Below are 22,318 nucleotides of genomic sequence, written 5' to 3' on the forward strand. Positions count from 1 at the left end.
GCAGTGCCCCTCCACGGGACCGTTCCGCCATAGCAAAGAGCGTGACAACCGCGCTTTTTCCATCATTCCGACTCAAGGCCCAACAGCAGGGCTACGTTCAAGTCCAGGCTCGCCCACGTCTCCGGAGTACCCGCCATGTCCAGGGCCTTGCTCCGCAACGCCTGCAACTCAGCAGGCCGGGACGCTAGGCGTACGGCCGCTTCCACATAGTCCGATGACGTGGATGTGAGAACCGCACCAAAGCCCTTCTCACGGAACAGACCCGTGCTCTGGCGGTTGCGCGCGGCGTGTCCCTCCCGCAGCAGAACGGGGCAGCCGGCCGCGATCGGATCCATCATGGAGACGGCGCCGCTGTAGGGGAAGCTGTCCAGGTAGAGATCCGCCTTGCGCAGAATGGCCGCGATGTGGTTTCGCGACGGGAGCGGCGCCAAAATACGTATCCTCTGCGGCGAAACCCCATGCCCCCGGAACAGCGCGTTGAGATGCCGGACGAACAGCTCGCGCGGATAATAGTCCGACCAGTTCGGGTTGAAGGGATACAGCAGGAGGGTGCTGTTCTGCGTCCTGCGGAGGATCTCCGCCCAGGCATGCAGGAGTTCGGGAACCAGCTTGTAGAAGTTGGCGCCCGACGCGAAAAGAATCTGCTCGTCGCGCACCCCGAGTGCGGCACGGGGTACGGAAACCACCTCCGGCGAAGGCTCGCCAGCGAAATCATAGCGGTTGATCGATCCCGGGATCAGAACAAGCCGTTCCGTGTATTCGTCCTGCGCTCCGGCGGGTTCGTTCAGCTCGCCATTGATGAAGCGGTCGATCGACCGGAAACCAGACGTCGCCGGATTCAGGGTCAGGGAAATCTGGGTGCGCGCAAGCCGGCAGGCCGACAGAAGGACCATGGGCGAGGTGACCGCCGTGATGTTCGTCCCGATGAGCATGATGTCGAGATCATCCCCCCGGATGAGGCTCACCATGTCGGGAAAGGGCTTTCCGCCAAGCACCACGAAGCGATCCGAACGCTTCCGCGCCTCCTGCTCGACGGGATGTTCCGCCTTGCTGCCCATCGCGTAGAAGACGATCTCGAAACGGCTGCGGTCCAGCCCGTTGACATGGGCGAAGGTCGCGGCCGTTTCCGCTCCCCCGAACCAGGAGCCGCGCAGGACGCCGACACGGATGCGCTCCCCCGCCGGCCGGGAAGGAAACGCGTGTCCGGTTTCAAGGCCGTTGAATTCCAGATGGCTTTCGATGATCTCCGCGCGCGCCTGATACAGGGACTTCAAATTGCGATCCGAAAAGTATCCGGCCAGGAACCGGGCGTGCTTCGTGAACGACGCGGCCAGCTGGGCACGATGCGCCTTCGGGGCATCGCCCTTCACGAAACTCCGGATGGCTGAGCTTGCCTTCTCGATGTAGGCCGAATGCGCATCCGCCTCGCCAAGCGCAACGAAGAACTCCGGCTCGGCGAAGAGAATGCGAACGGTCAGCTCGTAAAGATGGACCGGAACCTGGGAGAAGTCCGGGATCCACTCCGACTGGTGGGCCGGAAAATAGAGGCAGAAGGCCGCCATCGAGGCGATCTGCGGATCGCCGGCTCCTTCGGCTTCGGCGATCCGCTTCAGGGCGGCCTCGGCGATCCGCTTTTCCTCTCCTGTCGGAGCCAGGGTGCGGATGCCGGACCTCATTACGGAGATGAGGGTGTCGGCGCCCTTGGCCTGGGAGAGTTCATGAACCCCCTCCTCCGCCAGGTTAAGCAATCCCTGTGCCACGACGTTGCGGTCCCGCCGCAGGAGCGCCTCATCGATCAGGGAGCCTGATTTCATGTAGGCGGTCAGGGAAGCGGTCAGGGCACCGAAACCGTTGGCGTTCATGGAATGACTGCTTTCAAACTGTGTGGCTGGAGAAACCCAGAAGGCGTTACGATCCCGCCGGGGTTTCCTGTAACACGTTTGCCCGGTACCAGGCGTGGGTGCTCTCGATGCCCTCGCGCAGGCCGATGCGCGCCGTCCATCCCAGCGCCGACAGCCGGCCGACATCGAGCAGCTTGCGAGGCGTGCCGTCCGGCTTGCTGGTGTCGTACACGAACTCTCCCTCGAACCCGACCACCTCGGCGATCAGCTCGGCCAGTACGCGAATGGTCACGTCCGTCCCGGTGCCGACGTTGAGGGGCACGTCGCCCGAATAGTTCTGGAGCAGGAAGACGGACGCGTCGGCGAGGTCGTCGACGTGCAGGAACTCGCGTCGTGGCCGGCCGCTGCCCCACAGCTCCACCGTCCCCAGCCCCTCGCGCCGGGCGCGGTCGATCTTGGCGAGCAGCGCCGGCAGGACATGGCTGGAGGTCAGGTCGAAGTTGTCGCCGGGTCCGTACAGGTTGGTCGGCATCAGGGAGATGAAGTCGCACCCGTACTGTCGGCGGTAGGCCTGGCACAGCTTGATGCCAGCGATTTTGGCGATGGCGTACCACTCGTTGGTCGGTTCGAGCGGCCCGGTCAGCAGCGCGTCCTCGGTGATCGGCTGCGAGGCCATCCGGGGGTAGATGCAGGACGAGCCCAGGAACAGCAGCTTCGCGACACCGGCCTGTTGGGCGGCGTGGACGATGTTGGTCTCGATCGCGAGGTTGTCGTAGATGAACTCCGCCGGACGGGTGGAGTTGGCGAGGATGCCGCCCACCTTGGCCGCCGCGACGATGACGGCGTCCGGGCGCTCGGCCTCCATCCAGGCCTCGACCTCCGCCTGGCGGCGCAGGTCGACCTGCGCCCGGCCGGCGGTCAGGACGGTGCAGCCCTCACTCGCGAGGCGGCGCACCAGGGCCGACCCGACCATGCCGCGGTGCCCCGCCACCCAGACGCGGCGGCCTTCCAGGCGGAACGGGGCCTCAGCCGTTGTTGCCATAGCGGGGAGCCTCCAGCTTGAGGGCCTGCAGGTCGGATTCCACCATCTCGCGCACCAGTTCGGGGAAGGGGGTGCTGTGAGTCCAGCCCAGCTTCTCGCGCGCCTTGCTCGGGTCGCCCAGCAGCAGGTCCACTTCGGTCGGCCGGAAGTAGCGCGGATCCACCTCGATCAGGGTCTCGCCCGTCCGGGCATCTAGTCCCTTCTCCTCCACGCCGCTGCCGGTCCAGACGATGCGGCGGTCGATGTGGGAGAAGGCCAGCTCCACGAACTCGCGGATGCTGTGCGTCTCCCCGGTCGCGAGCACATAGTCGTCCGGCTCCGGCTGCTGGAGCATGCGCCACATCCCCTCGACGAAGTCGCGGGCGTGGCCCCAATCGCGCTTGGCGTCCAGGTTGCCGAGATAGAGCTGCTTCTGGCGGCCCAGCTCGATGGCGGCGACGGCGCGGGTGATCTTGCGGGTGACGAAAGTCTCGCCGCGCGTCGGCCCCTCATGGTTGAAGAGGATACCGTTCGAGGCGTGCATCCCATAGGCCTCGCGGTAGTTCACCGTGATCCAGTAGGCGTAGAGCTTGGCGGCCGCGTAGGGGCTGCGCGGGTAGAAAGGCGTGGTCTCGCGCTGCGGGGTTTCCTGGACCTTGCCGAACAGCTCCGAGGTGGAGGCCTGATAGAAGCGGACCCGGTCATTCATCTTCAGGATCCGGATCGCCTCCAGCAGGCGCAGCGTGCCAATGCCGTCGGCGTTGGCCGTGTATTCCGGCGTGTCGAAACTCACCTGCACATGGCTCTGAGCCGCGAGATTGTAGATCTCGGTCGGCTGCACCTCCTCCACCACGCGGATCAGGTTGGTGGCGTCGGTAAGGTCGCCGTGATGCAGCACGAAACGGACGTCCGGCTCGTGCAGGTCGCGGTACAGGTGATCGACGCGGGCGGTGTTGAAGGAGGAGGAGCGGCGCTTCAGCCCATGGACCCGATAACCCTTGGAGAGCAGCAGCTCCGCGAGCATGGCGCCATCCTGGCCGGTGGCTCCGGTGATCAATGCGACCTTGTCTGACATCCACTCTTCCTTCGGTCGGCCCGGGGCGGCCGGTTCATGGGGCCGCTGGGCACGGCTTTCACCGCCTTCTAATCCACACTCGGCAGGAGGCGTCAAGCCGCGCGGCATTTCGGTGCAGTCAAGATGGCCGAATTCCCTTCTACCCGAACAGCCAACCGCCCCTTTGCCCTTCCGGTTATCTTTCTAGGAGATGACAGATGTCTTATCCAGGTCACAAGAAGGCTAGCAAGGCCAAGCCTCTCAAGATCATGGTACGTCTTGCCCATATACCCTCTTGCCCTCTTGGGCATCCAACCAATAGACCTTGCCGCCAATTGGCCTCTTGCCCGCATCGACCGGCGCCACGTAGAGTCCCGCCCGTTCATCCTTCCCGACGACCGCCACCGGAGCCGTCCCGTGATCACCATCGCTCTCGCCAGCAACAAGGGCGGCTGCGCCAAGACCACCACGGCCTGCGCCGTCGCGGCGGACTTGGCCCTCGACGGGCTGCGCGCCTGCATTCTCGACTGCGACCCCAACCAGCACGCCGCCGCCTTCGGACGGCGCGCCCAGCTGACCGGCTTCACGGTGGTGCCCAACGTCGGCGAGGAGAACATCATCGGGGAGATCCGCAACGCCCGCAGCGGCTGCGACTTCCTGATCCTCGACCTGCCGGGCGTCGCGTCGCGCCTGACCATCCTCGGGATCGGCAAGGCGGCCTTCGTCGTGGTGCCCTGCCAGCAGTCGGCCCCCGACCTGCGCGACGCGTTGCGCACCAACCACCAGATCGACGAGACCGGCGACATCGGGAACCGAACCATTGGGCGGGCGCTGCTGTGGACCCGCGTGCCCTCGGGCTTCGAAAGCCGCGTCGCCAAGCAGATCCGCACCGACGGCGAGGCGCGGATGCCGGCCTTCGCCGCCAGCCTGATGGAACGCACCGCCTATAAGGAGATGCTGCTGACCGGCGTCCCCCCCCGCGTGTCGGAACCGGACAGCGCCGCTGCGGCGAACGTCCAGGCCATCAAGACCGAACTCCTGAACCGGCTGGCGACCCTCGACGCCGCCGCACGCAACGAGGCCCACGCATGACCAGGAACCGTGGAGTTCGCCCGCCCCTGCCCTCCGCCTTCGACGACGAGGACGTGGCACCGGCCCGCGCCAACGCCGCATCCCCCGCCCGCCCGGATCTCTCGGCCTTGGCTGCCCTGGCCGACAGCCTGGACGATCAGCGCCTGCTGGCCGGGACCGACCAGGTCGCCGCCACCATCGGCCTGCCTTCCCTCAGGCCGCTCGGGAACACGGAGCCTGCGCATCCAGCAGCACCAGCGCCGGCCGCTCCTCCGCGAGAGCCGACGGAGGAGTTCAAGGTGACGGTACCGCGCTACCTGAACCGGCAGCTCGCCGCCGTCGCGGCTGACCGGCGCGTGACGAAGCAGTACTTGGTTCTGGAGGCGTTGCGGGCGGCCGGATACCGGCTGGACGATGCCGACCTGCATGAGGACGGACGGCGCTACCGCGGACGGCGGACGGCGGAGCGCGACGGCCGAGGATCAGCCTGACGGCTTCTCACCCAACAACCCGAAAGGGCAAATAACCCTTTGGGCTGTTGGGCAGGGGCGCCTCTGCTCCTGCCGTCTGCGCCGGCGGAAGGGTGGCGCCCGGAACGGGAGGCAGCCCCCCTGCGGAGGTTCAGGACGATTTCACCCGCTGTTCGGCGTGCAGCATGCGCCCGCGCTCCTCGAACCACTCCCCGGCATAACCGCAGTTGCGATAGCTCTCGAAATAGGGACCGCCGTCCGTGTAATGGAGGTTCGACAGCTCGCTCAAAACGGCGGGGGGGTCATAATCGACAAGGTGGTTCCAGCGGTGGGGGATATCCCCGATTAGCGCGTCGCTCTCCAGCCATTTGAACTGATGAAGCTCCAGGCCCGACGCCCGATTGACATAGTCCAGCGTCAGGGCCGCGCATTTCGCGTTGTTCATCAGCATGACGCTCGACCAGTTCTTCTTCGGGTACTTGGTCTGAGGCTGACCCAGGAACTTCGTCTCCTCCTTGGGCACGTGATGGTGCTTCACCACCTGCACCGCGAAGCGGTCGTCGCGCAGATCCCACAGCTTGGCGATGTCGTCCACCATCAGCATGTCGCAGTCGAAGAACAGCGACCACCCCTCGTAGCCGCAGAGATGGGGCACCAGAAAGCGGGAGAAGGAGAACTCGGTCGATTGCTTGGGATCACGCTCCCGCTGGAACAGGCCGCCGAGCTGCGTCAGGGCGAGTGGCGTGATCGAGACAGGACGGCTCGCGCGGGTCTGGATGCTGTGCGAGAAGACATGGAAGGCGACGGTCTCACAGGGATCATAGCCGATAAACACGCGGATCATGTCCAACCTCGATGGATAAAGCCGGGTGAAGCTACACCCATGAACGCCCCCGGACAACGTACGCCGGGTCCATCCAAGACCTGGCACAGGCGGGGGCTGGCTTGTCACACAAGAGGCCCGCAGCATGTCGCCCACCCTCTTACCCAAATAACCTTTTGGCTGTTTGGGTAAGAGGGTGGATAGGTGAATGAGATCTCGCTCATCCTGGCTAGGCCAGGAATTCCCGCCAGAAAGCCACTAGTTCCGCCTCCATTCGGGCAAGGGTGTAAGCCGCGGCCGTCATGCGCCCGGCGGCGATCCGTGCCGCCGCGGTGCCGTCGACCACGGCCTTGATGCAGGCATCCAGTTGCTCGGCAGCAGCCTCCAATTCATCCTCCGGTGCCCAGAACCCGTTCTGCGGGGCGGCATACTCACGGCCACCGATGCCATCGAAGCCTGCCACGGCACAGCCGCAGGACATCGCCTCCAGAGCCGACATGCCAACCCCTTCGAAACGGGCCAAGGACAGGAATATGGCGGAACGTCCCAGCACCTCCGTGACCGTCGCCTCTGGCGCCCCCTGCAGAATGGCCCAGCGGACCTGCCTCCATCGAGGATTCGCACGCAGAAGATCCCGGATAAAGTCATGCTCAATCGGACGTTTCCGGGGCATGACGGCGATCTGCAGTGCTTTTTCCAATGGGCGGAATCGTTCCTGGTCAATGGAAAGATGCACCGTGGCAACCGGCAGGCCAGGAAACCGGTGTCGCATGAAAGCAGCGATGACCTCTCCCGTCGTCACCGCCGCTGAAACGCCGAACTCCCGATAATCCGACGCGTCCCCCAAGCCCTTGGGAATGTAGAAATGGTTCTGACACAGCACGACCTTGCGGGCAGCATGGCCAGCCCAGGACCGCAGGGTGCCATTGACGTCCTCACCTATCACCAGAACATCGTCGGCACCGGCATGAATGTGCCGGGCGGCCAGGATCGGAACGTCTGGAGCTGGGAACCAAGTGGGAGGCTCGGCGACGTTATGGACGATGGACGCATCGAACCCATGCCGTCGCAGGGCTGCCACATGCTGGTAGGCAACCTTGATGCCGCCGTTCATGCCGCTTTGCGACGTCAGGAAGTAAATACGCTTGGCCATGACCGTTCGATTCAGGAAAGGGGCGCCCGAGCACGGACGGACATCGTTGCTAGGACAGCATCCTGCCTGCCGGGCCGGGTTGCAGGCTAGCGCATCCGCCGCTCCTTTGACACGGCGGCCATGCCTCTTCCGTGAAGGCCGCTCCAGCCAAGCGCCCTTTTGCCCATTTGGTTGTTTGTGAACTTGCCCTATTGAGTGAAGCCTTTGCTCCGTCGGCGGTGCCAGCCTTCCGGTTTTCTCCATGATCCACCCAATCAAACCCTCTGGGCATGCGGCCTCTTGCCCAAGCGGCCTTTTGGCAGCCGTTTCATCGGAAAAGCCGGCTGGCACGCCGCCAAACACGTCGAATGCCCCCGATCCTGATGCGCGTTTGCCTGATGTGCAGTGACTTGCCCACTTAACGCCCAGCCGGGAGGAAACTCAGATCGGCCGCCCAGAACCGCTCGCCGGCCTGCCCGGCGATGTCCTGGACGACGCCGGCCTTGGCGAGCTGCTCGGTGAGCAGGTGGGCGCCCCGCAAGGAGAGCCCGAACCGCTCGGCCCAATCGCCGGCGACCCGGCTCACGGTGAAAGCCGGGCGCTCGTGCAGCCAGGGCAGCAGGTCGGGCAGGCGCGAGTTGCTGCGCCGGGCCAGCGGGGCGATACGCTCCTCCCAGCGCTCCTGCACGAGGTCGAGGTGGCGCAGGCGCTCGAGTTCGTGCCCCACGAGGTCCTGGACGGTGCCGAGAAACCAAGCGGTCCAGGCGGCCTCGGTTCCTTCGAGCGCCAGCCGGTAGCCGGTGACGTCGCGCGCCAGGGCGGGGGTGAGGGCCGGCCAGGCGAAGTGCAGCCGGCAGGCGACTTGGATCAGGCCCGGGGCGGCGAGCCAGACGACGATGCTCCACCAGGAGGTCTCCGTGCGGCCGGCGGTCAGGGCGGCGATCGCGTCGTCGTCGGCGTGGCCGCGCCGCTCGGGGCGGCCGGGGTCGGGGCGGCGGGCGAGGCCGCGGATTGCCGCGGCGGCGCCGAGCAGGCCGGGGTGAGTGGCGAGCGCCTCCTCCACGGCCGCCAGAGCGGCGCGGCCATCGGCGCGGCGGGCGTCAGAGGGCGGCACCGGGCGCCCGAGCTGCGCGACGTTCCAGCGACGGTGCAGCTCGTCGAGCCAGCCCGAGGTCCAGGGCGGCAGCGGCCGGGCTACGGGCGTCGGCACCGGCTCCTCCTCCGGGTCCTCCCGGTCCGCGTCCATGCCGTCCAGGTCAACGCTGTCCAGGGCGGCGATGGCGGCGCGCGTGGCGGCCACGAGATCATCGGCGGTGCCGTCCGGGCGCGCGCGGTGGGCGGTGGGCCGTGGTCCGGGTGTCGGGTCGGGCGTGGCGGTCGCGGTCAGGCCGAGCGGCAGCTGGGCGAGGAGGCCGCTGAGCAGGGCGGCGCGCAGGGCCTCGCCGTTCGCCTGGTCGGGGGCGGCCAGGGCGCGCTGGAAGTCGTGCGGGTCGAGCCGGTGGCCGTCGAGGTGGACGAGGGCGGCGGCGGCGCGGCGGGCGGAGTCGCAGCGGGCGCGGTGTCGGCGGGCGGGGTCGCTCAGGGCCTGGTCGAGGCGGCCCAGCGCGCGCTCGGCGGCGAGCAGGGCGGGCAGCAGGGGATCGGCGCGCATGGGGTCCCGGCGGAAGGGAGGAAAACGGGCGAATGTAGCGATCTTATATTGCTGCATGGACATCGCGCATCCGAAAAGCGGGGGTCTCCGATATCGCTGCGATAAGGACACTTATCACCCCGATAGCAAAGCCTCGACCCACCGGCGCCGGCGGGCTACCCTGGCCGCCGCCCCCGTCCCGCCGCGAGCCCCGCCATGCCACCCCGCTCCCGCCCTCCGTCCCTCGCCCCCGCCCGGGCCGCCGCTCCCGGCGCCGGGCCGCCGGCCGCCGCCGGCGCCGCGCCCATTCCCTTCGCCCACCTGCCGACGCTCTCCGCCGCCGACCTCGGCCGCCTGCGCGCGGCCATCGCCCAGCCCATGGCCGCCGCCACCCGCCGCGCCCGCCTCGGCGACGCGGGGCTTTTCGTCCGCTGGTGTGCCCAGACCCGAAAGACCGCCCTGCCGGCCAGCCCGGAGACGGTGGTGGCTTTCCTCGCCGCGGCCGCCGCCGACGGGCGCTCCCCAGCGACGTGCCGCCGCTACCGGGGCTCCATCGCCTGGTGGCACGCCGCCGGCGGATTCCCCAACCCCTGCGCCACGACGGCGGTGGGGGCACCCCTGCCCGAGGCGGACCTGTCCGACCCGGCCATGGCGGCGCTGCGCCACTTCCTGGCGGTGGCCCAGCGCGGCCTCGCCCCGGCGACCCTGCGCGCCGTCCGCGCCGACGCCCGCGTCTTCGCCGCTTGGTGCGGCCGGCACGGCCTGCCCTGGCTCCCCGCCGCGCCGGAGACCGTGCGCCGCTTCCTCCAGGACGCCGGCGCCTCCCGCACCCCGGCGACGGTCACGCGCTACCTCGCCTCCCTTGCCCTGCTGCACCGCGCCGCCGGCCACCCCAGCCCCACCGACCACTGGAGCGTCGCCCTCGAGCGCAAGGGCCACGCCCGCGACCGCGGCGCCGCCCAGCGGCAGGCCACCCCCCTGACCGACGCCGTGCTCGATCCGATCCTCGACCGGCTGGCCGGGGAGGGCGGGCGGTTCCCGTCCGCCATCGCCCTGCGCGATCGGGCGCTGCTGCTGGTCGGGCGCGACACCCTGGCCCGCGCCGACGAGCTGGTGGCCCTGCGCTGGGGCGACCTGCGGCCGGTCGACCCCGCCGACCCCGAGGCCCGGCCCGGCGAGGGCACCATCCGCATCCGCCGCTCCAAGACCGACCAGGCCGGGCAGGGTGCGGAGGCCTGGCTCTCGGCCGAGGCCATGGCGGCCCTGGCCGCCTGGCGAGCCGCCGCCCCCCGCTGGCCCGACCCGGCGGGCGGCGCCCTCACCCGCGAGGGCGAGTTCCTGTTCTGTCACCTGGCGCGCAGCGGCCCCGGCGAGCGCATGAGCACGGCGGCGGTGCGGCGGATCGTGGCGCGCCGGGCTGGCGAGGCCGACCCGCTGGCCGTCGGCTTTGGCGGGCACAGCCTGCGCGTCGGCGCCGCCCAGGAGCTGCTCGCCGCCGGCGTCGACCTGCCCGGCCTTATGCAGGCCGGCCGCTGGGCGTCCCCGCGCATGCCGGCCCGCTACACCGAGCAGCTGCGCGCGACCCGCAGCGCCGTTGCCAAGGTGCGCCGCGCGCGCGAGAAGAGCGACTAACCCCTGGCTGGGACGGTTTACGGCGGCCAGTTGGTGGCTCGTTTGGAAAGCAGCGCCCGTTGCACCGGCCTCAAGCCCACAGATCTTCGGCGAACCCGGAGCGGTCTATCACGTTGATTACAGCCGCCTCGCCTAACACGAGTCCAGCCAATGATTGAACATTCCGACGAACGATTGAAAACGACACACGTCCTCGTGAACTGGACAGTATGCTCCTGTCCGTGCTGCCCCTGGACAACCGCCAGTCAATCACGCATCTTATGCAATATCCGTAATCTGCATGATGGGCGGGAGCTTTTCTCATGATCGTCCCAGCGGCTGAGTTTCAGCGCAACATCGGCACCTATCAGGATCGCGCGCTGACTGAACCCGTGTTCGTGACCCGCAACGGCCGGGAGAAAACCGTGCTGCTGTCGGTTGAGGAGTACCGGCGCCTGAAGCGGCGGGACCGCGAGGCGTTGGCCGTCGAGCAGCTCAGCGATGCCGAGCTGGCGGCCATCGCCGCGGCATCGGTGCCGGCCGAGTTCAATCACCTCAATGCCGAGTTGGAGGGGTAAGTGCCGCTGCCGTCCCCTCGGCCGGGCCTCGTCATCTCCTATGCTTATCTGTGGCTGGCCGAGCATCGGCAAGGACAGATCGAAGGCGCGAAGGACCGTCCCTGCGCCATTGTTCTGACGACCGAGAGCGCGGACGGCGAGACAGTGGTGACCGTCGCCCCGATCACCCATAGCCCACCCCGAGACGAGGCCGCCGCCGTGGAAATCCCGGCCGCGACAAAACAGCGTCTTGGTCTCGACGCCGAGCGGTCCTGGGTCATCGTCAGCGAGGTCAACCGGTTCGTCTGGGTCGGGCCGGACCTGCGGCCGGTGTCTCGGGACACTCCCGACCGGTTCGATTATGGGATGCTGCCGCCTGCGTTGTTCACGCGAATCAAGACGCGGTTGATCGAATGCGCCCAGCGGCGGCGGGCTGCTCTGATCATCCGCGAGGAATAGGGCTCCAGAAACGCCCAGCCGGTCTCGAAGCCCGCAGCCAAGAAACGGTCGGTCCGGTCGTCCCCTCCCGTCTCCTTCCCCAACTCCCGACCAGGAACCCCATCGTCTCACCGAGTGCGGGCCGGCGCCCATGATCTCGGGCCGCTACACTTACCCGTGGGCCACCGTGGCCCGCAGCCTTGATCGGAACGGCTCGCAACGCCCGGACGGTGGGCCCTGGACCGGCCCGGCTCTGGCGCGCGCCGTGCGCCGTCTGGCCCGCGACGGCTTTGTCGATGAAGCCGTGCTGGAGCGGACGCCGCGCCGGCGTGACAGCGACAACCTGGCGCCCCTGGTCGTCATGGCGGTGAAGACATTGGAGCACCCGACGCTGACCAAGGTTGCCCGGCACTTTGAGGGCCTGCACTGCCGGACGCCGCGGGGTGAAACCCGGTGGTCGGTCTCGTCCGTGCAGAACCTGCTGGGGCAGGCCGTTGCGCAGAGGCTGCTGGAAGACCGCCTCCGTCCCACGCCGAATGCGCCACGCCGACGCGGGCGGCCTCTGAAGTCGCTCAAGCCACATCAACAAGTGCACTCCCCGGGTGATTGCGCCGGAGGTGGTCTGCGTGTCTGCGGGAGAACGTCGTTTCCCCGGTACCGCTCCTGTCGCTGATAACGAACACGCAACGCTTCGAATGCTTTTTTGGTCATCGTCACATATCTCCATTAAGGCCTGCGGTCGGAGAGCGGGCTGCAAGTGGAAAGGGCGGCCCTTGTATCTGGGGTGGCGTCTCAGGAGTCAGTGCAGTAGCCCGGGGTTCGATACCTTTTTTGCGACCGCAAGGTTGGCTTGGTTGTGCCGTGGTTGCAGCGCCGGTATTACCCGGTGACGAAATGCCGGATGCATCGGAACCCTGCGATGTCGCTTTCTGTTTGCACAGTCGTTTCGGACGCTCTTTTTTGTTGGTTGCACGCCACAGAGCGTGTGCGGAATATCCCAAATGTTATTCCTGAAAAGGCGTCCTCCTTCTCGGAAAATATCGCCAGAATGTCTTGTAGGGAGTAGCCTTGAATCAGCGCGCGATTGGTTTGCGCTGCAAGGCGCTGCACCGCCATCGTGGCCGTGTACATATCGGGAGGCATCTTAGGCAGCTCCCCAAGGTGTATGCCAATCTCCTCTACAACATCTCGTTTCACTAATTTTGCTATCCGGAGTGCTCGCGAAATGAACCTGATCGTGGGCAGATCGTAGCCACCCAATGACGGTGACACAGCACCGGCTAACGGCCCCGTCAGGGCATCTTTCGCGAAATGTGAGCGTGGAGCCTACGCGAGCGAAGAGCGCCTGCATCTCCTCGATATCCGCGATCTGTGCGCGAATATGAGCCGATTATGTGTCGCAAGATAGCTTGCAAATAACGCATGAAATGGCTCAGCACCAGTAGCCCACTTTCCCATGGCGTACCGGACCCCCCCGTCCGGTACGCCATGGCAGCGACCAGGGCCTTCCCCAAGGGTACCGGACCCCCCCCATCCGGTACCTGTGGCTATATTCATAGTACTGGACCCAAAGCGGCCGGGAATGGACGCCCGCCGGCACCGGCCGGAGGGACCGGCCGCGGGCCTACTCAGACGTTGCCATAGAGACCGGGGTCATGCTGCGCTTGGACTTCGGCCGCCCGTGGCGGCAGACAGAGGGTCTGCTGCGCTCCATCGTGCAGATCCTCTGTCTGGAGCTGCCGGTTCCAGACTACACCACGTTGGCCCGACGCAGTGCCCGCCTGTCGTTGGCGACCGCGTTGGTGAAGCCGAATGGCCCCGTGACTGTGGTGATCGATAGCTCAGGTCTGAAGATAGTTGGCGCGGGCGTATGGCAGCTGGAAAAGCACGGCGGCAAAGTGCGTCGGAGCTGGCGCAAGCTGCACATCGCCGTCGATCCGGACAGCGGAAACATCCTGGCCGCGGAGCTGACCACGACCGAGGACGGCGACGCCTCCCAGGTCGGCCCCTTGCTCAACCAGATCCCCGGCCCGGTCACCGTCTTTTTGGCGGATGGTGCCTACGACGGAGACCCCGTCTACCATGCCGTTGCCGACCGGCACCCCAATGCCGCGGTGATCATCCCGCCCCGCGGCACGGCGGTGCCGGGGAAGACGGCCGAGATCGCTCCCACTCAGCGCGACCACCATATCCAGCAGATCGCCGAGAAGGGCCGAATGAGCTGGCAGAGAGCGACCGGCTATGGAAGGCGCGCCCTCGTGGAAACCGCCTTCTTCCGCTAAAGTTTGTCATCGGACGGAGCCTCCGGGCCAGGATTCTGCCCGCTCAGAAAGCCGAAACCCGCGTCGCCTGCGCCTTCCTCAATCGGATGACCAGCCTCGGCATGCCGGTCTCACGCAAGTTCGCCTGAAACCCGAGAGATAGCAGGCAGTTTGCCCGCAGTCCGATTTGCGCAACAAGGCTCGTCGATTTGGCTGATGTCGGAGGTTTCATCACAGGCAAAGCCGAGCCTCCCAGCGAGACGCCGGCCGCCGCGTGATCCAGCAATCCCCATTTAAATGTAGTGACGTGCCTACACACTCTGTTGACTGCGCTCGATGAATGTAGCATCGCGCCATCACTGGGGTATGAGGAGGGAAAGCTGATGGGACGAACCATGTCTAGCCGGGAGTTCAACCAGAACCCCAGTGAGGCAAAGCGGGCCGCCGAGGACGGGCCGGTGATCGTCACCGATCGGGGAGAACCAGCCTTTGTTCTGCTCCGATATGACGCCTACCGGCGCCTTTCCGCCGACCTGGGCGGCTCGATTGTTGAGCTGCTGCGGCAGGATGGTCCGGAGCACGATTTCGACTTCGAGCCGCTGCGGATCGGCGACGTTGCCCGGTCGGCGACCTTCGATTGATGTTCCTGCTCGACACCAACGCCATCTCGGAACTGCGACGGCCGGCCCGTGCGAACCCTGGTTTGTTAGCCTGGGCGATGAGTACGGCGCCAATTGACATGTTCATCTCGGCCATTACCCTTCTCGAGATCGAACTTGGCGCAGCGCTCGTTGGGCGCAGGGATGCAGCTCAGGGCACCGCTTTGCGGACGTGGATCGACAGCCAAGTGATACTTGCGTTCCGTGATCGGATATTGCCGGTTGATGCGGATGTGGCGCAGCGGTATGCCACCCTCCATGTTCCCGACCCGCGCCCACAAAGTGACAGCCTGATCGCGGCCACCGCGCTGGTTCATCGCTTGACCGTCGTGACCCGCAACGTGCGTGATTTCGAGCCGATGGGCGTGCCGTTGCTCAACCCTTGGAGCAGCAGCTGAGACTTTTTCTTTAATTGCGGGTACAGGAGGCAAGCCCTCAAAAGAGGGATCATCGGCAACGGCGTTGATGAGGTGACCTGCCGGCTCTGTGGTTCTTTCCGAGGTCGGGACAGGCCCGCCTCACCATGGCGTCTGAAAGCTCTGGTCTTCCAAGGTGCGCAGCGAGCTCACCCCAGGGGGAAGCGGCAAGCAAAGTCGCGGAATGACCTGTGCTTCGTTCCGGCAGGGACACCTCTCCGCCGCTGGGGCGGATCCCAAGGAACGATCAATCCAAGTTAACTTCATGTTTATTCAGGCGACCCCCCTGTTATTAGCTCCACTTATATGCAATCCATTGCATATTGATTGTTTGCCGTCGGTCCCGCATAAGGCGTGCATGTGCTCCGCTCTACCTACAGACGCGATGGACTCCGGTCCATGAGGCTACCATGCGCCTTGCTGCCCTTACTTTCCTGTTTGCCATGATGGCCGCTGTATCCCCCACCCTGGCTGAGACGCCTATTCGGCTGTATGCCGCGGGCAGCCTACGAGCCGCCTTAACGGAGGCTGCCGACGTTTTTCGGGTGACGGGCGGCGCGCCGATCGAGCCTGTTTTCGGGGCGTCGGGGCTGCTGAAGGACCGGATCGCCGGGGGCGAGGCGGCTGACGTTTTCGCATCGGCCAATATGGAGCATCCGCAGGCGCTCGCCGCTGCGGACGGGCGACCGGTCGTGCTGTTCACGCGCAACCGACTATGTGCGCTCGCGCAGGCTGGGTTAGGCGTCAACACCGACAACTTGCTCGACCGACTGCTCGACCCGGCGGTGCGGGTCGGCATCTCCACACCAAAGGCCGACCCGTCCGGCGACTACGCCCTGGCGCTCTTTCGGAAAGCGGGTGAGCTCCGCCCCGGCGCCGCTGAGGCGCTGGACGCTAAGGCAATGCGGCTAACCGGTGGGCCGAGTTCGCCGAAGCCGCCGACCGATCGCAGCGTCTACGGGCTGATCCTGGAGGAGAGGCGGGCGGATATCTTCCTGACCTACTGCACCAACGCCGTCCAGGCGGCGCGCGAGACGTCCGAGCTGGAGGCGGTCAGCATTCCGCCGGAGCTGGCGGTCGGGGCCGATTACGGTCTCGTGGCGCTCGGCGACCGGCCGGAAGCGGCGCGGCTCGCCCTGTTCATCCTCTCGCCGGAGGGGCAGCGCGTGCTTGCCCGGCACGGGTTCGAGGCGCCGCTCCTGCCGCAAGACGCGACAGCGCCATAGCCAGGAGGCACCCGCCCCTTGTTCCGGAAATTCGTCTATCTCCTGGCGCTCGCGCGGGAACAGCATTTCGGTCGGGCGGCCGAGGCCTGCCACGTCTCGCAGCCGACCCTGTCGAACGCCATCCGGCAGCTCGAGACGGACCTCCAGGTGCCCATCGTCGAACGCGGCCAGAAGTTCGCCGGCTTCACGCCGGAAGGGATGAAGGTGCTGGAATACGCCCGGCGCATCGTCGCCGAGCGCGACGGGCTGCGCCAGGAACTGCAACTTCTGGCGGAGGGGGTTTCAGGCAGTCTGCGCATCGGGGCAATCCCGACCGCCTTGCCCGTTCTGCCGCATCTGCTGGCCCGCTTCGGCGAGCGCTATCCACGGATCCGCGCCTCCGTCATCTCGCTCAGCTCCCGCGACATCCAGCGCGAGTTGGACGAGTTCACGCTGGACGCCGCCGTCACCTACCTCGACAACGAGCCGCTCAACAACGTGCGCAGCGTGCCCCTCTATTCGGAGCGCTACCTGCTGCTCGCCCGGCGTACGCTAGCCGGCAACCCGGCAAACGGCATTCCCTGGCGCGACGCGGCCGAGTTGCCGCTGTGCCTGCTGACGCCGGACATGCAAAACCGCCGCATCACTGATTCCGCCTTTCGCATGGCGAACCGGATCGTGGCACCGTCGATCGAGACCAACTCCATCGTCTCGCTCTACACGACGGTGCGCAACGGGCTGTGCGCCAGCATCGTGCCGAGCCAGCTCCTCACCCTTTTCTCAGCCCACCCTGACCTCGTGGCGCTGCCGCTGGTCGAGCCCAGCCTGACCCATGTCGTCGGGCTGGTCTGCGCCAACCGCGATCCGCCGGCCCCGCTTGCCAAAGCCCTGTCTGACACAGCGGCCGAACGCGCCGTGACCCAGCGGATCGAGGCGGCGATGGCAGAGGCGCTCGGCCCCTGGCTGCGGCCGGCGGCGGCCCCGGTGGAGCCGGACGCCTCGATGATAGGGAATTGATATCGGCGGATTTGCAAATGAAATTTGCCAAGTCCAAGGAAAGAGGGCCATCCTGACAAAAGCCCGTAGGACCTAAGACAGCCAACACGCCCCCTCGGGCAGTCAAGCCAAAGCAAGCAGCCACCGCTCCGTTGGCCGCGAGGAGGGACCGTGAACGCCCGAGCCCCATGGCGCGAAGAGCGCGCCTGCGCCATTGTCGCCGAACACCGCCATCTGCGCGGCTCCCTGCTGCCGATACTTCACGCCCTGCAGGAAGAATTCGGCTGCATCGACCAGGCCGCCGTCCCGCTGCTGGCGCGGGAGCTGAACCTGTCGCGCGCCGACGTGCATGGGGTGGTCTCCTTCTATCATGAGTTCCGCCGCACCCGCCCCGGCCGTCACACGGTGAAGGTCTGCCGGGCGGAGGCCTGCCAGTCCATGGGCTGCGACGATCTGGTGAGCCACATCGAACGGAGCCTGTCGGTCTCGCTCGGCGGGACGACGGCGGACGACGCCTTCACGGTCGAGTCCGTCTTCTGCCTCGGCAACTGCGCGCTCTCCCCCGCCGTGATGGTGGATGAACGCCTCTACGGCCGCGTGGACGCGCGGCGCATAGACGCCATCCTCGGCGCCACCCTGGCCGCGGAGACCGCACGATGACCGCGTTCGAAGCGTCCAATCCGGAAATCACCGTTTACGTGCCGCGCGATGCCGCGGCCCTGTCCGTCGGCGCCGACGAGGTGGCCGACGCCATCCGGGCCGAGGCGCTGAAGCGCGGCCTGCCGGTGAGGCTTGTGCGCAACGGTTCGCGCGGCATGCTGTGGCTGGAGCCACTGGTGGAGGTCGCGACCGCGTCGGGCCGCATCGCCTATGGCCCCGTGGCTCCGGAGGACGTGTCCACCCTGTTCGAGACCGGCTTCCCGACGAGTTGCGATCACCCGCTCTGCCTCGGTCCCACCGAGGAGATCCCCTACCTCAGGAACCAGGAGCGGCTGACCTTCGCCCGCTGCGGCGTGATCGACCCGCTGTCCGTCGCCGACTACCGGTCGCACAGCGGCTTCCGCGGGCTGGAGCGCGCGCTGTCCTTGACGCCGGCGGAGATTGTCGCGGAAGTTCTGGAATCGGGCCTGCGCGGGCGCGGCGGCGCCGGCTTCCCCACGGGCATCAAGTGGAGGACGGTGCTGGACGCCCGGGCGGACCAGAAGTTCATCTGCTGCAACGCCGACGAGGGCGACAGCGGCACCTTCGCCGACCGCATGATCATGGAGGGCGACCCCTTCCTGCTGGTCGAGGGCATGACCATCGCCGGCATCGCCGTGGGCGCGACGGAGGGCTACGTCTACATCCGCTCCGAATACCCGCACGCCATCGCCACGATGCGCGAGGCGATCCGGTTGGCCCGCGCCGAGGGCTGGCTCGGCGAGCGCATCCACGGCACGGAGCACACATTCCATCTGGACGTCCGGGTCGGGGCTGGCGCCTACATCTGCGGCGAGGAGACCTCCATGCTGGAAAGCCTGGAGGGCAAGCGCGGCATGGTCCGCGCCAAGCCGCCGCTTCCGGCGCTGGAAGGGCTGTTCGGCAAGCCGACGGTGGTCAACAACGTGCTGTCGCTGACCTCCGTTCCGGTGATCCTGGAGAAGGGAGCGGCCCATTACCGCGACTTCGGCGTCGGCCGGTCGCGCGGCACGCTGGCCTTCCAGCTCGCCGGCAACATCCGGCGCGGCGGCATCGTGGAAAAGGCCTTCGGCGTCACGCTGCACGAGCTGCTGTACGAGTTCGGCGGCGGCACCGCCAGCGGCCGGCCGATCCGCGCCGTCCAGGCCGGCGGCCCGCTCGGCGCCTATCTGCCGGAATCGCAGTTCCACCTGCCTAAGGATTACGAGGCCTTCGCGGCGGTGGAGGCGATGGTCGGCCATGGCGGCATCGTCGTGTTCGACGACAGCGTGGACATGGCGCGCCAGGCCCGCTTCGCGATGGAGTTCTGCGCGGCGGAGTCCTGCGGCAAATGCACCCCGTGCCGCATCGGCGCCGTGCGCGGGGTGGAGGTGATGGACCGCATCATCGCCGGCGATAGCGTCGCCAAGAACATAGCCCTCCTCCAGGACCTCTGCGAGGTCATGACCGACGGCTCGCTCTGCGCCATGGGCGGCATGACGCCGATCCCCGTGCGAAGTGCGCTGAAGCATTTCCCGGAAGATTTCGCCCGCACCCCCGACCGCGCCGCCGCGGAATGACCGGAAGGACAGAGGATCAGACCATGTCGTCGATCAGGGAATTCGATTACGGCACCCCGGCCCGCAGCTCCGACGTCTACGTCACGCTGGAGATCGACGGGCGCCGTGTCAGCGTGCCGGAGGGCACCTCCGTGATGCGCGCGGCGGCCGAAGCCGGCATCAGCGTGCCCAAGCTCTGCGCCACCGACCATCTGGAGGCCTACGGCTCCTGCCGGCTCTGCATGGTGGAGATCGAGGGGCGGCGCGGCACGCCCGCCTCCTGCACCACGCCGGTCGCACCCGGCATGAAGGTCTCCACCCAGAACGACCGGCTCGCCCGGTTGCGGCGCGGGGTGATGGAGCTGTACATCTCCGACCACCCGCTGGACTGCCTGACCTGCCCGTCCAACGGCGATTGCGAGCTTCAGGACATGGCCGGCGCGGTCGGGCTGCGCCAAGTGCGCTACGGCTTCGAGGGCGAGAACCACCTGAAGGCGGAGAAGGACGAGAGCAACCCCTACTTCACCTTCGACCCGTCCAAATGCATCGTCTGCTCCCGCTGCGTGCGGGCCTGCGACGAGGTGCAGGGGACCTTCGCCCTGACCATCGACGGGCGCGGCTTCGAGTCCAAGATCACGCCGGGCGCGCTCGACAGCTTCATGGACAGCGACTGCGTGTCCTGCGGCGCCTGCGTCCAGGCCTGCCCGACCGCCACGCTGATGGAGAAGTCCGTCATCGAGAAGGGCCAGGCGGAGCACAGCGCCATCACCACCTGCGCCTATTGCGGCGTCGGCTGCTCCTTCCGGGCGGAGATGCAGGGGGCCGAGGTGGTCCGCATGGTCCCGCACAAGGACGGCGGCGCCAACGAGGGCCATTCCTGCGTCAAGGGCCGCTTCGCCTGGGGCTACACCACCCACCAGGACCGCCAGACCAGCCCAATGATCCGCGACAGGATCTCCGATCCCTGGCGCGTCGTGTCCTGGGAGGAGGCCATCGCCCATGCGGCCGAAAGGCTGAAGGGCGTGCAGGAGCGGCATGGCCGCGAGTCCATCGGCGGCATCACCTCGTCCCGCACGACGAACGAGGAGGTGTATCTCGTCCAGAAGATGATCCGCGCCGCCTTCGGCAACAACAACGTCGACACCTGCGCCCGCGTCTGCCACTCCCCCACCGGCTACGGGCTGAAGCGGACCTTCGGCGAATCCGCCGGCACGCAGGATTTCCGCAGCGTCGACAAATCCGACGTCATCCTGGTGATCGGCGCCAACCCGACCGACGGCCACCCGGTCTTCGGCTCGCGCATGAAGCAGCGGCTGCGCAAGGGGGCGAAGCTGATCGTCGTCGATCCGCGCCGCATCGACCTGGTGCGCAGCCCGCACGTCCAGGCGAGCCACCATCTGCAGCTCCGCCCCGGCACCAACGTCGCGGTCATGAACGCGATGGGCCACGTCATCGTCACCGAAGGGCTGGTGAACCGCGGCTTCGTCGCGGCGCGTTGCGACGGCCGGGAGTTCGAGCGGTGGGAGGGCTTCATCGCCGACCCGCGTCACAGCCCCGAGGCGGTCGAGAAATACACCGGCGTACCCGCCGCGGAGATCCGCGCCGCCGCCCGGCTCTACGCCACCGGCGGCAACGCCGCGATCTATTACGGACTGGGGGTGACCGAGCACAGCCAGGGCTCGACCACCGTCATCGCGATGGCGAACCTCGCCATGGCGACCGGCAACATCGGGCGCGAGGGCGTGGGCGTGAACCCGTTGCGCGGCCAGAACAACGTGCAGGGCTCCTGCGACATGGGGTCCTTCCCGCACGAGCTGCCGGGCTACCGCCACGTGTCGGACGACACGGTGCGCGAGATGTTCCAGGAGTTCTGGGGCGCCACGCTCGACCCGGAACCGGGCCTGCGCATCCCCAACATGTTCGACTCCGCCATCGGCGGCCACTTCAAGGGGCTGTTTGTTCAGGGCGAGGACATCGCCCAGTCCGACCCCAACACCAACCATGTCAGCGCCGCGCTGGAGTCCATGGAATGCGTCGTCGTGCAGGACCTGTTCCTGAACGAGACGGCGGCCTTCGCCCATGTCTTCCTGCCGGGCACCTCCTTCCTGGAAAAGGACGGCACCTTCACCAACGCCGAGCGCCGCATCAACCGCGTCCGCCCGGTGATGCCGTCGCGCACCGGCAAGCAGGAGTGGGAGGTGGTCTGCGAACTGGCGACCGCCATGGGCTACCCCATGCATTACGAGAACGCGTCGCAGATCATGGACGAGATCGCACGGCTGACCCCGACCTTCCGCGGCGTCAGCTTCGAAAAGCTCGACCGGCTGGGCAGCGTGCAGTGGCCCTGCCTGGACGAGGCGTCGACCGGCACGCCGATCATGCACGAGACGGAGTTCACGCACGGCAAGGGCCGCTTCATGATCACCGAATATGTGCCGACGGAGGAGCGCGCCTCGCGCTTCTTCCCGCTGATCCTGACGACGGGCCGCATCCTCAGCCACTATAATGTCGGCGCCCAGACCCGCCGCACCGCCAACGTCGCCTGGCACAAGGAGGACATACTGGAGATCCACCCGCACGACGCGGAGCAGCGCGGCGTGCGCGACGGCGACCTCGTGTCGCTGGCGAGCCGGGTGGGCGCCACGACCCTGCGGGCCCATGTGTCCGACCGCATGCCGCAGGGCGTCGTCTACACCACCTTCCATCACCCGGTGACCGGCGCCAACGTCGTCACCACCGACAATTCGGACTGGGCGACCAACTGCCCCGAATTCAAGGTGACGGCGGTGCAGGTGACGCGCAGCAACCAGCCCTCCGACTGGCAGGTCGAGCATGGGCGGCTGGACGCCGAGCGCAAGCGCATCGCGGTGCGGACAACGACGATGGCCGGGGCGGCGGCCGAGTAGAGGCGGAAGGC

19 protein-coding genes and 1 pseudogene are annotated in these 22,318 nt (G+C 67.2%); 14 read left to right on the plus strand and 6 right to left on the minus strand.

Translation table 11 applies throughout. The features are described from left to right. Positions 1-62: 62 nt before the first annotated feature. From JUB11_RS22410 to gmd, 3 genes are read right to left on the minus strand one after another with little or no spacing between them, the layout of a single operon-like run. Complete coding sequence (locus tag JUB11_RS22410) at positions 63-1,862, minus strand: hypothetical protein (RefSeq protein WP_207460994.1); 1,800 nt, start codon at positions 1,860-1,862, stop codon at positions 63-65. A gap of 46 nt (positions 1,863-1,908) precedes the next feature. Continuing rightward, positions 1,909-2,883 carry a GDP-L-fucose synthase gene (locus JUB11_RS22415; RefSeq protein WP_282189137.1) on the minus strand — a complete coding sequence of 325 codons (975 nt, stop codon included), beginning with the start codon at positions 2,881-2,883 and terminating at the stop codon, positions 1,909-1,911. Continuing rightward, on the minus strand, positions 2,867-3,937 hold the full coding sequence (gene gmd / locus JUB11_RS22420; RefSeq protein ID WP_207460996.1) for a GDP-mannose 4,6-dehydratase: 1,071 nt from the start codon (positions 3,935-3,937) through the stop codon (positions 2,867-2,869). The genes JUB11_RS22415 and gmd overlap by 17 nt, the downstream gene beginning before the upstream one ends. Positions 3,938-4,333: 396 nt before the next feature. Here gmd and JUB11_RS22425 point away from each other — a divergent pair, with 396 nt between their 5' ends. After that, the gene (locus tag JUB11_RS22425) at positions 4,334-5,008 is read left to right on the plus strand and encodes a ParA family protein (RefSeq protein WP_207460997.1); all 675 of its coding nucleotides are present in this window, start codon (positions 4,334-4,336) and stop codon (positions 5,006-5,008) included. Next, entirely contained in the window at positions 5,005-5,478 is a 474-nt protein-coding gene (locus JUB11_RS22430) for a hypothetical protein (protein ID WP_207460998.1), read from the plus strand. Before JUB11_RS22425 ends, JUB11_RS22430 begins: the two co-directional genes overlap by 4 nt. A 130-nt stretch (positions 5,479-5,608) precedes the next feature. On the opposite strand, the gene JUB11_RS22435 is transcribed toward JUB11_RS22430, so the two are convergent. From JUB11_RS22435 to JUB11_RS22445, 3 genes are all read right to left on the minus strand, one after another. Further along, positions 5,609-6,301 (minus strand): hypothetical protein, encoded by a 693-nt coding sequence (locus JUB11_RS22435; protein WP_207460999.1) that lies wholly within the window; start codon positions 6,299-6,301, stop codon positions 5,609-5,611. Between the two features lie 208 nt (positions 6,302-6,509). Then, entirely contained in the window at positions 6,510-7,433 is a 924-nt protein-coding gene (locus JUB11_RS22440) for a glycosyltransferase (protein WP_207461000.1), read from the minus strand. 397 nt (positions 7,434-7,830) lie between these two features. Beyond that, complete coding sequence (locus JUB11_RS22445; protein ID WP_207461001.1) at positions 7,831-9,063, minus strand: hypothetical protein; 1,233 nt, start codon at positions 9,061-9,063, stop codon at positions 7,831-7,833. A gap of 195 nt (positions 9,064-9,258) precedes the next feature. On the opposite strand from JUB11_RS22445, the gene JUB11_RS22450 reads away from it, so the two are divergent. From JUB11_RS22450 to fdhF, 12 genes and pseudogenes are all read left to right on the plus strand, one after another. After that, positions 9,259-10,674: a tyrosine-type recombinase/integrase gene (locus tag JUB11_RS22450; RefSeq protein ID WP_207461002.1), complete on the plus strand. Its 1,416-nt coding sequence runs from the start codon at positions 9,259-9,261 to the stop codon at positions 10,672-10,674. Positions 10,675-10,976: 302 nt separating this feature from the next. Then, the gene (locus tag JUB11_RS22455; RefSeq protein WP_207461004.1) at positions 10,977-11,231 is read left to right on the plus strand and encodes a type II toxin-antitoxin system Phd/YefM family antitoxin; all 255 of its coding nucleotides are present in this window, start codon (positions 10,977-10,979) and stop codon (positions 11,229-11,231) included. Next, positions 11,232-11,669, plus strand: coding sequence for a type II toxin-antitoxin system PemK/MazF family toxin (locus JUB11_RS22460; protein ID WP_207461005.1), 438 nt, complete (start codon positions 11,232-11,234; stop codon positions 11,667-11,669). It abuts the gene before it with no gap. 130 nt (positions 11,670-11,799) lie between these two features. Continuing rightward, positions 11,800-12,321, plus strand: a complete 522-nt coding sequence (locus JUB11_RS22465) for a hypothetical protein (protein ID WP_207461006.1) — start codon at positions 11,800-11,802, stop codon at positions 12,319-12,321. A gap of 910 nt (positions 12,322-13,231) precedes the next feature. Then, positions 13,232-14,058: pseudogene (locus JUB11_RS22470) on the plus strand (IS5 family transposase); the annotation flags it as partial. A gap of 234 nt (positions 14,059-14,292) precedes the next feature. Then, the gene (locus tag JUB11_RS22475) at positions 14,293-14,550 is read left to right on the plus strand and encodes a type II toxin-antitoxin system Phd/YefM family antitoxin (protein ID WP_207461007.1); all 258 of its coding nucleotides are present in this window, start codon (positions 14,293-14,295) and stop codon (positions 14,548-14,550) included. Further along, positions 14,550-14,966 (plus strand): type II toxin-antitoxin system VapC family toxin, encoded by a 417-nt coding sequence (locus JUB11_RS22480; RefSeq protein ID WP_207461008.1) that lies wholly within the window; start codon positions 14,550-14,552, stop codon positions 14,964-14,966. Before JUB11_RS22475 ends, JUB11_RS22480 begins: the two co-directional genes overlap by 1 nt. Positions 14,967-15,394: 428 nt before the next feature. Further along, positions 15,395-16,210 carry a molybdate ABC transporter substrate-binding protein gene (locus tag JUB11_RS22485; RefSeq protein ID WP_207461010.1) on the plus strand — a complete coding sequence of 272 codons (816 nt, stop codon included), beginning with the start codon at positions 15,395-15,397 and terminating at the stop codon, positions 16,208-16,210. A gap of 18 nt (positions 16,211-16,228) precedes the next feature. Continuing rightward, positions 16,229-17,206: a LysR family transcriptional regulator gene (locus JUB11_RS22490; RefSeq protein WP_207461011.1), complete on the plus strand. Its 978-nt coding sequence runs from the start codon at positions 16,229-16,231 to the stop codon at positions 17,204-17,206. A gap of 150 nt (positions 17,207-17,356) precedes the next feature. Further along, positions 17,357-17,845 carry a formate dehydrogenase subunit gamma gene (locus JUB11_RS22495; RefSeq protein ID WP_207461013.1) on the plus strand — a complete coding sequence of 163 codons (489 nt, stop codon included), beginning with the start codon at positions 17,357-17,359 and terminating at the stop codon, positions 17,843-17,845. Further along, a complete protein-coding gene (locus JUB11_RS22500) occupies positions 17,842-19,422 on the plus strand; it encodes a formate dehydrogenase beta subunit (RefSeq protein WP_207461015.1) in 1,581 nt (526 codons plus the stop codon). Before JUB11_RS22495 ends, JUB11_RS22500 begins: the two co-directional genes overlap by 4 nt. A 23-nt stretch (positions 19,423-19,445) precedes the next feature. Beyond that, a complete protein-coding gene (gene fdhF / locus JUB11_RS22505) occupies positions 19,446-22,307 on the plus strand; it encodes a formate dehydrogenase subunit alpha (protein WP_207461017.1) in 2,862 nt (953 codons plus the stop codon). Positions 22,308-22,318 lie beyond the last annotated feature (11 nt).

The organism is Azospirillum sp. SYSU D00513, from assembly GCF_017356015.1.
Lineage (GTDB): Bacteria > Pseudomonadota > Alphaproteobacteria > Azospirillales > Azospirillaceae > Azospirillum.

Excerpts from the sequence above, each read along its gene's own strand:
- JUB11_RS22440 (WP_207461000.1), bottom strand. The coding sequence starts at position 7,433 with ATGGCCAAGCGTATTTACTTCCTGACGTCGCAAAGCGGCATGAACGGC.
- JUB11_RS22465 (WP_207461006.1), top strand. The coding sequence starts at position 11,800 with ATGATCTCGGGCCGCTACACTTACCCGTGGGCCACCGTGGCCCGCAGC.
- JUB11_RS22415 (WP_282189137.1), bottom strand. The coding sequence starts at position 2,883 with ATGGCAACAACGGCTGAGGCCCCGTTCCGCCTGGAAGGCCGCCGCGTC.
- JUB11_RS22455 (WP_207461004.1), top strand. The coding sequence starts at position 10,977 with ATGATCGTCCCAGCGGCTGAGTTTCAGCGCAACATCGGCACCTATCAG.
- JUB11_RS22445 (WP_207461001.1), bottom strand. The coding sequence starts at position 9,063 with ATGCGCGCCGATCCCCTGCTGCCCGCCCTGCTCGCCGCCGAGCGCGCG.
- JUB11_RS22410 (WP_207460994.1), bottom strand. The coding sequence starts at position 1,862 with ATGAACGCCAACGGTTTCGGTGCCCTGACCGCTTCCCTGACCGCCTAC.
- JUB11_RS22475 (WP_207461007.1), top strand. The coding sequence starts at position 14,293 with ATGGGACGAACCATGTCTAGCCGGGAGTTCAACCAGAACCCCAGTGAG.
- fdhF (WP_207461017.1), top strand. The coding sequence starts at position 19,446 with ATGTCGTCGATCAGGGAATTCGATTACGGCACCCCGGCCCGCAGCTCC.
- gmd (WP_207460996.1), bottom strand. The coding sequence starts at position 3,937 with ATGTCAGACAAGGTCGCATTGATCACCGGAGCCACCGGCCAGGATGGC.
- JUB11_RS22450 (WP_207461002.1), top strand. The coding sequence starts at position 9,259 with ATGCCACCCCGCTCCCGCCCTCCGTCCCTCGCCCCCGCCCGGGCCGCC.
- JUB11_RS22500 (WP_207461015.1), top strand. The coding sequence starts at position 17,842 with ATGACCGCGTTCGAAGCGTCCAATCCGGAAATCACCGTTTACGTGCCG.
- JUB11_RS22485 (WP_207461010.1), top strand. The coding sequence starts at position 15,395 with ATGCGCCTTGCTGCCCTTACTTTCCTGTTTGCCATGATGGCCGCTGTA.
- JUB11_RS22435 (WP_207460999.1), bottom strand. The coding sequence starts at position 6,301 with ATGATCCGCGTGTTTATCGGCTATGATCCCTGTGAGACCGTCGCCTTC.
- JUB11_RS22480 (WP_207461008.1), top strand. The coding sequence starts at position 14,550 with ATGTTCCTGCTCGACACCAACGCCATCTCGGAACTGCGACGGCCGGCC.
- JUB11_RS22430 (WP_207460998.1), top strand. The coding sequence starts at position 5,005 with ATGACCAGGAACCGTGGAGTTCGCCCGCCCCTGCCCTCCGCCTTCGAC.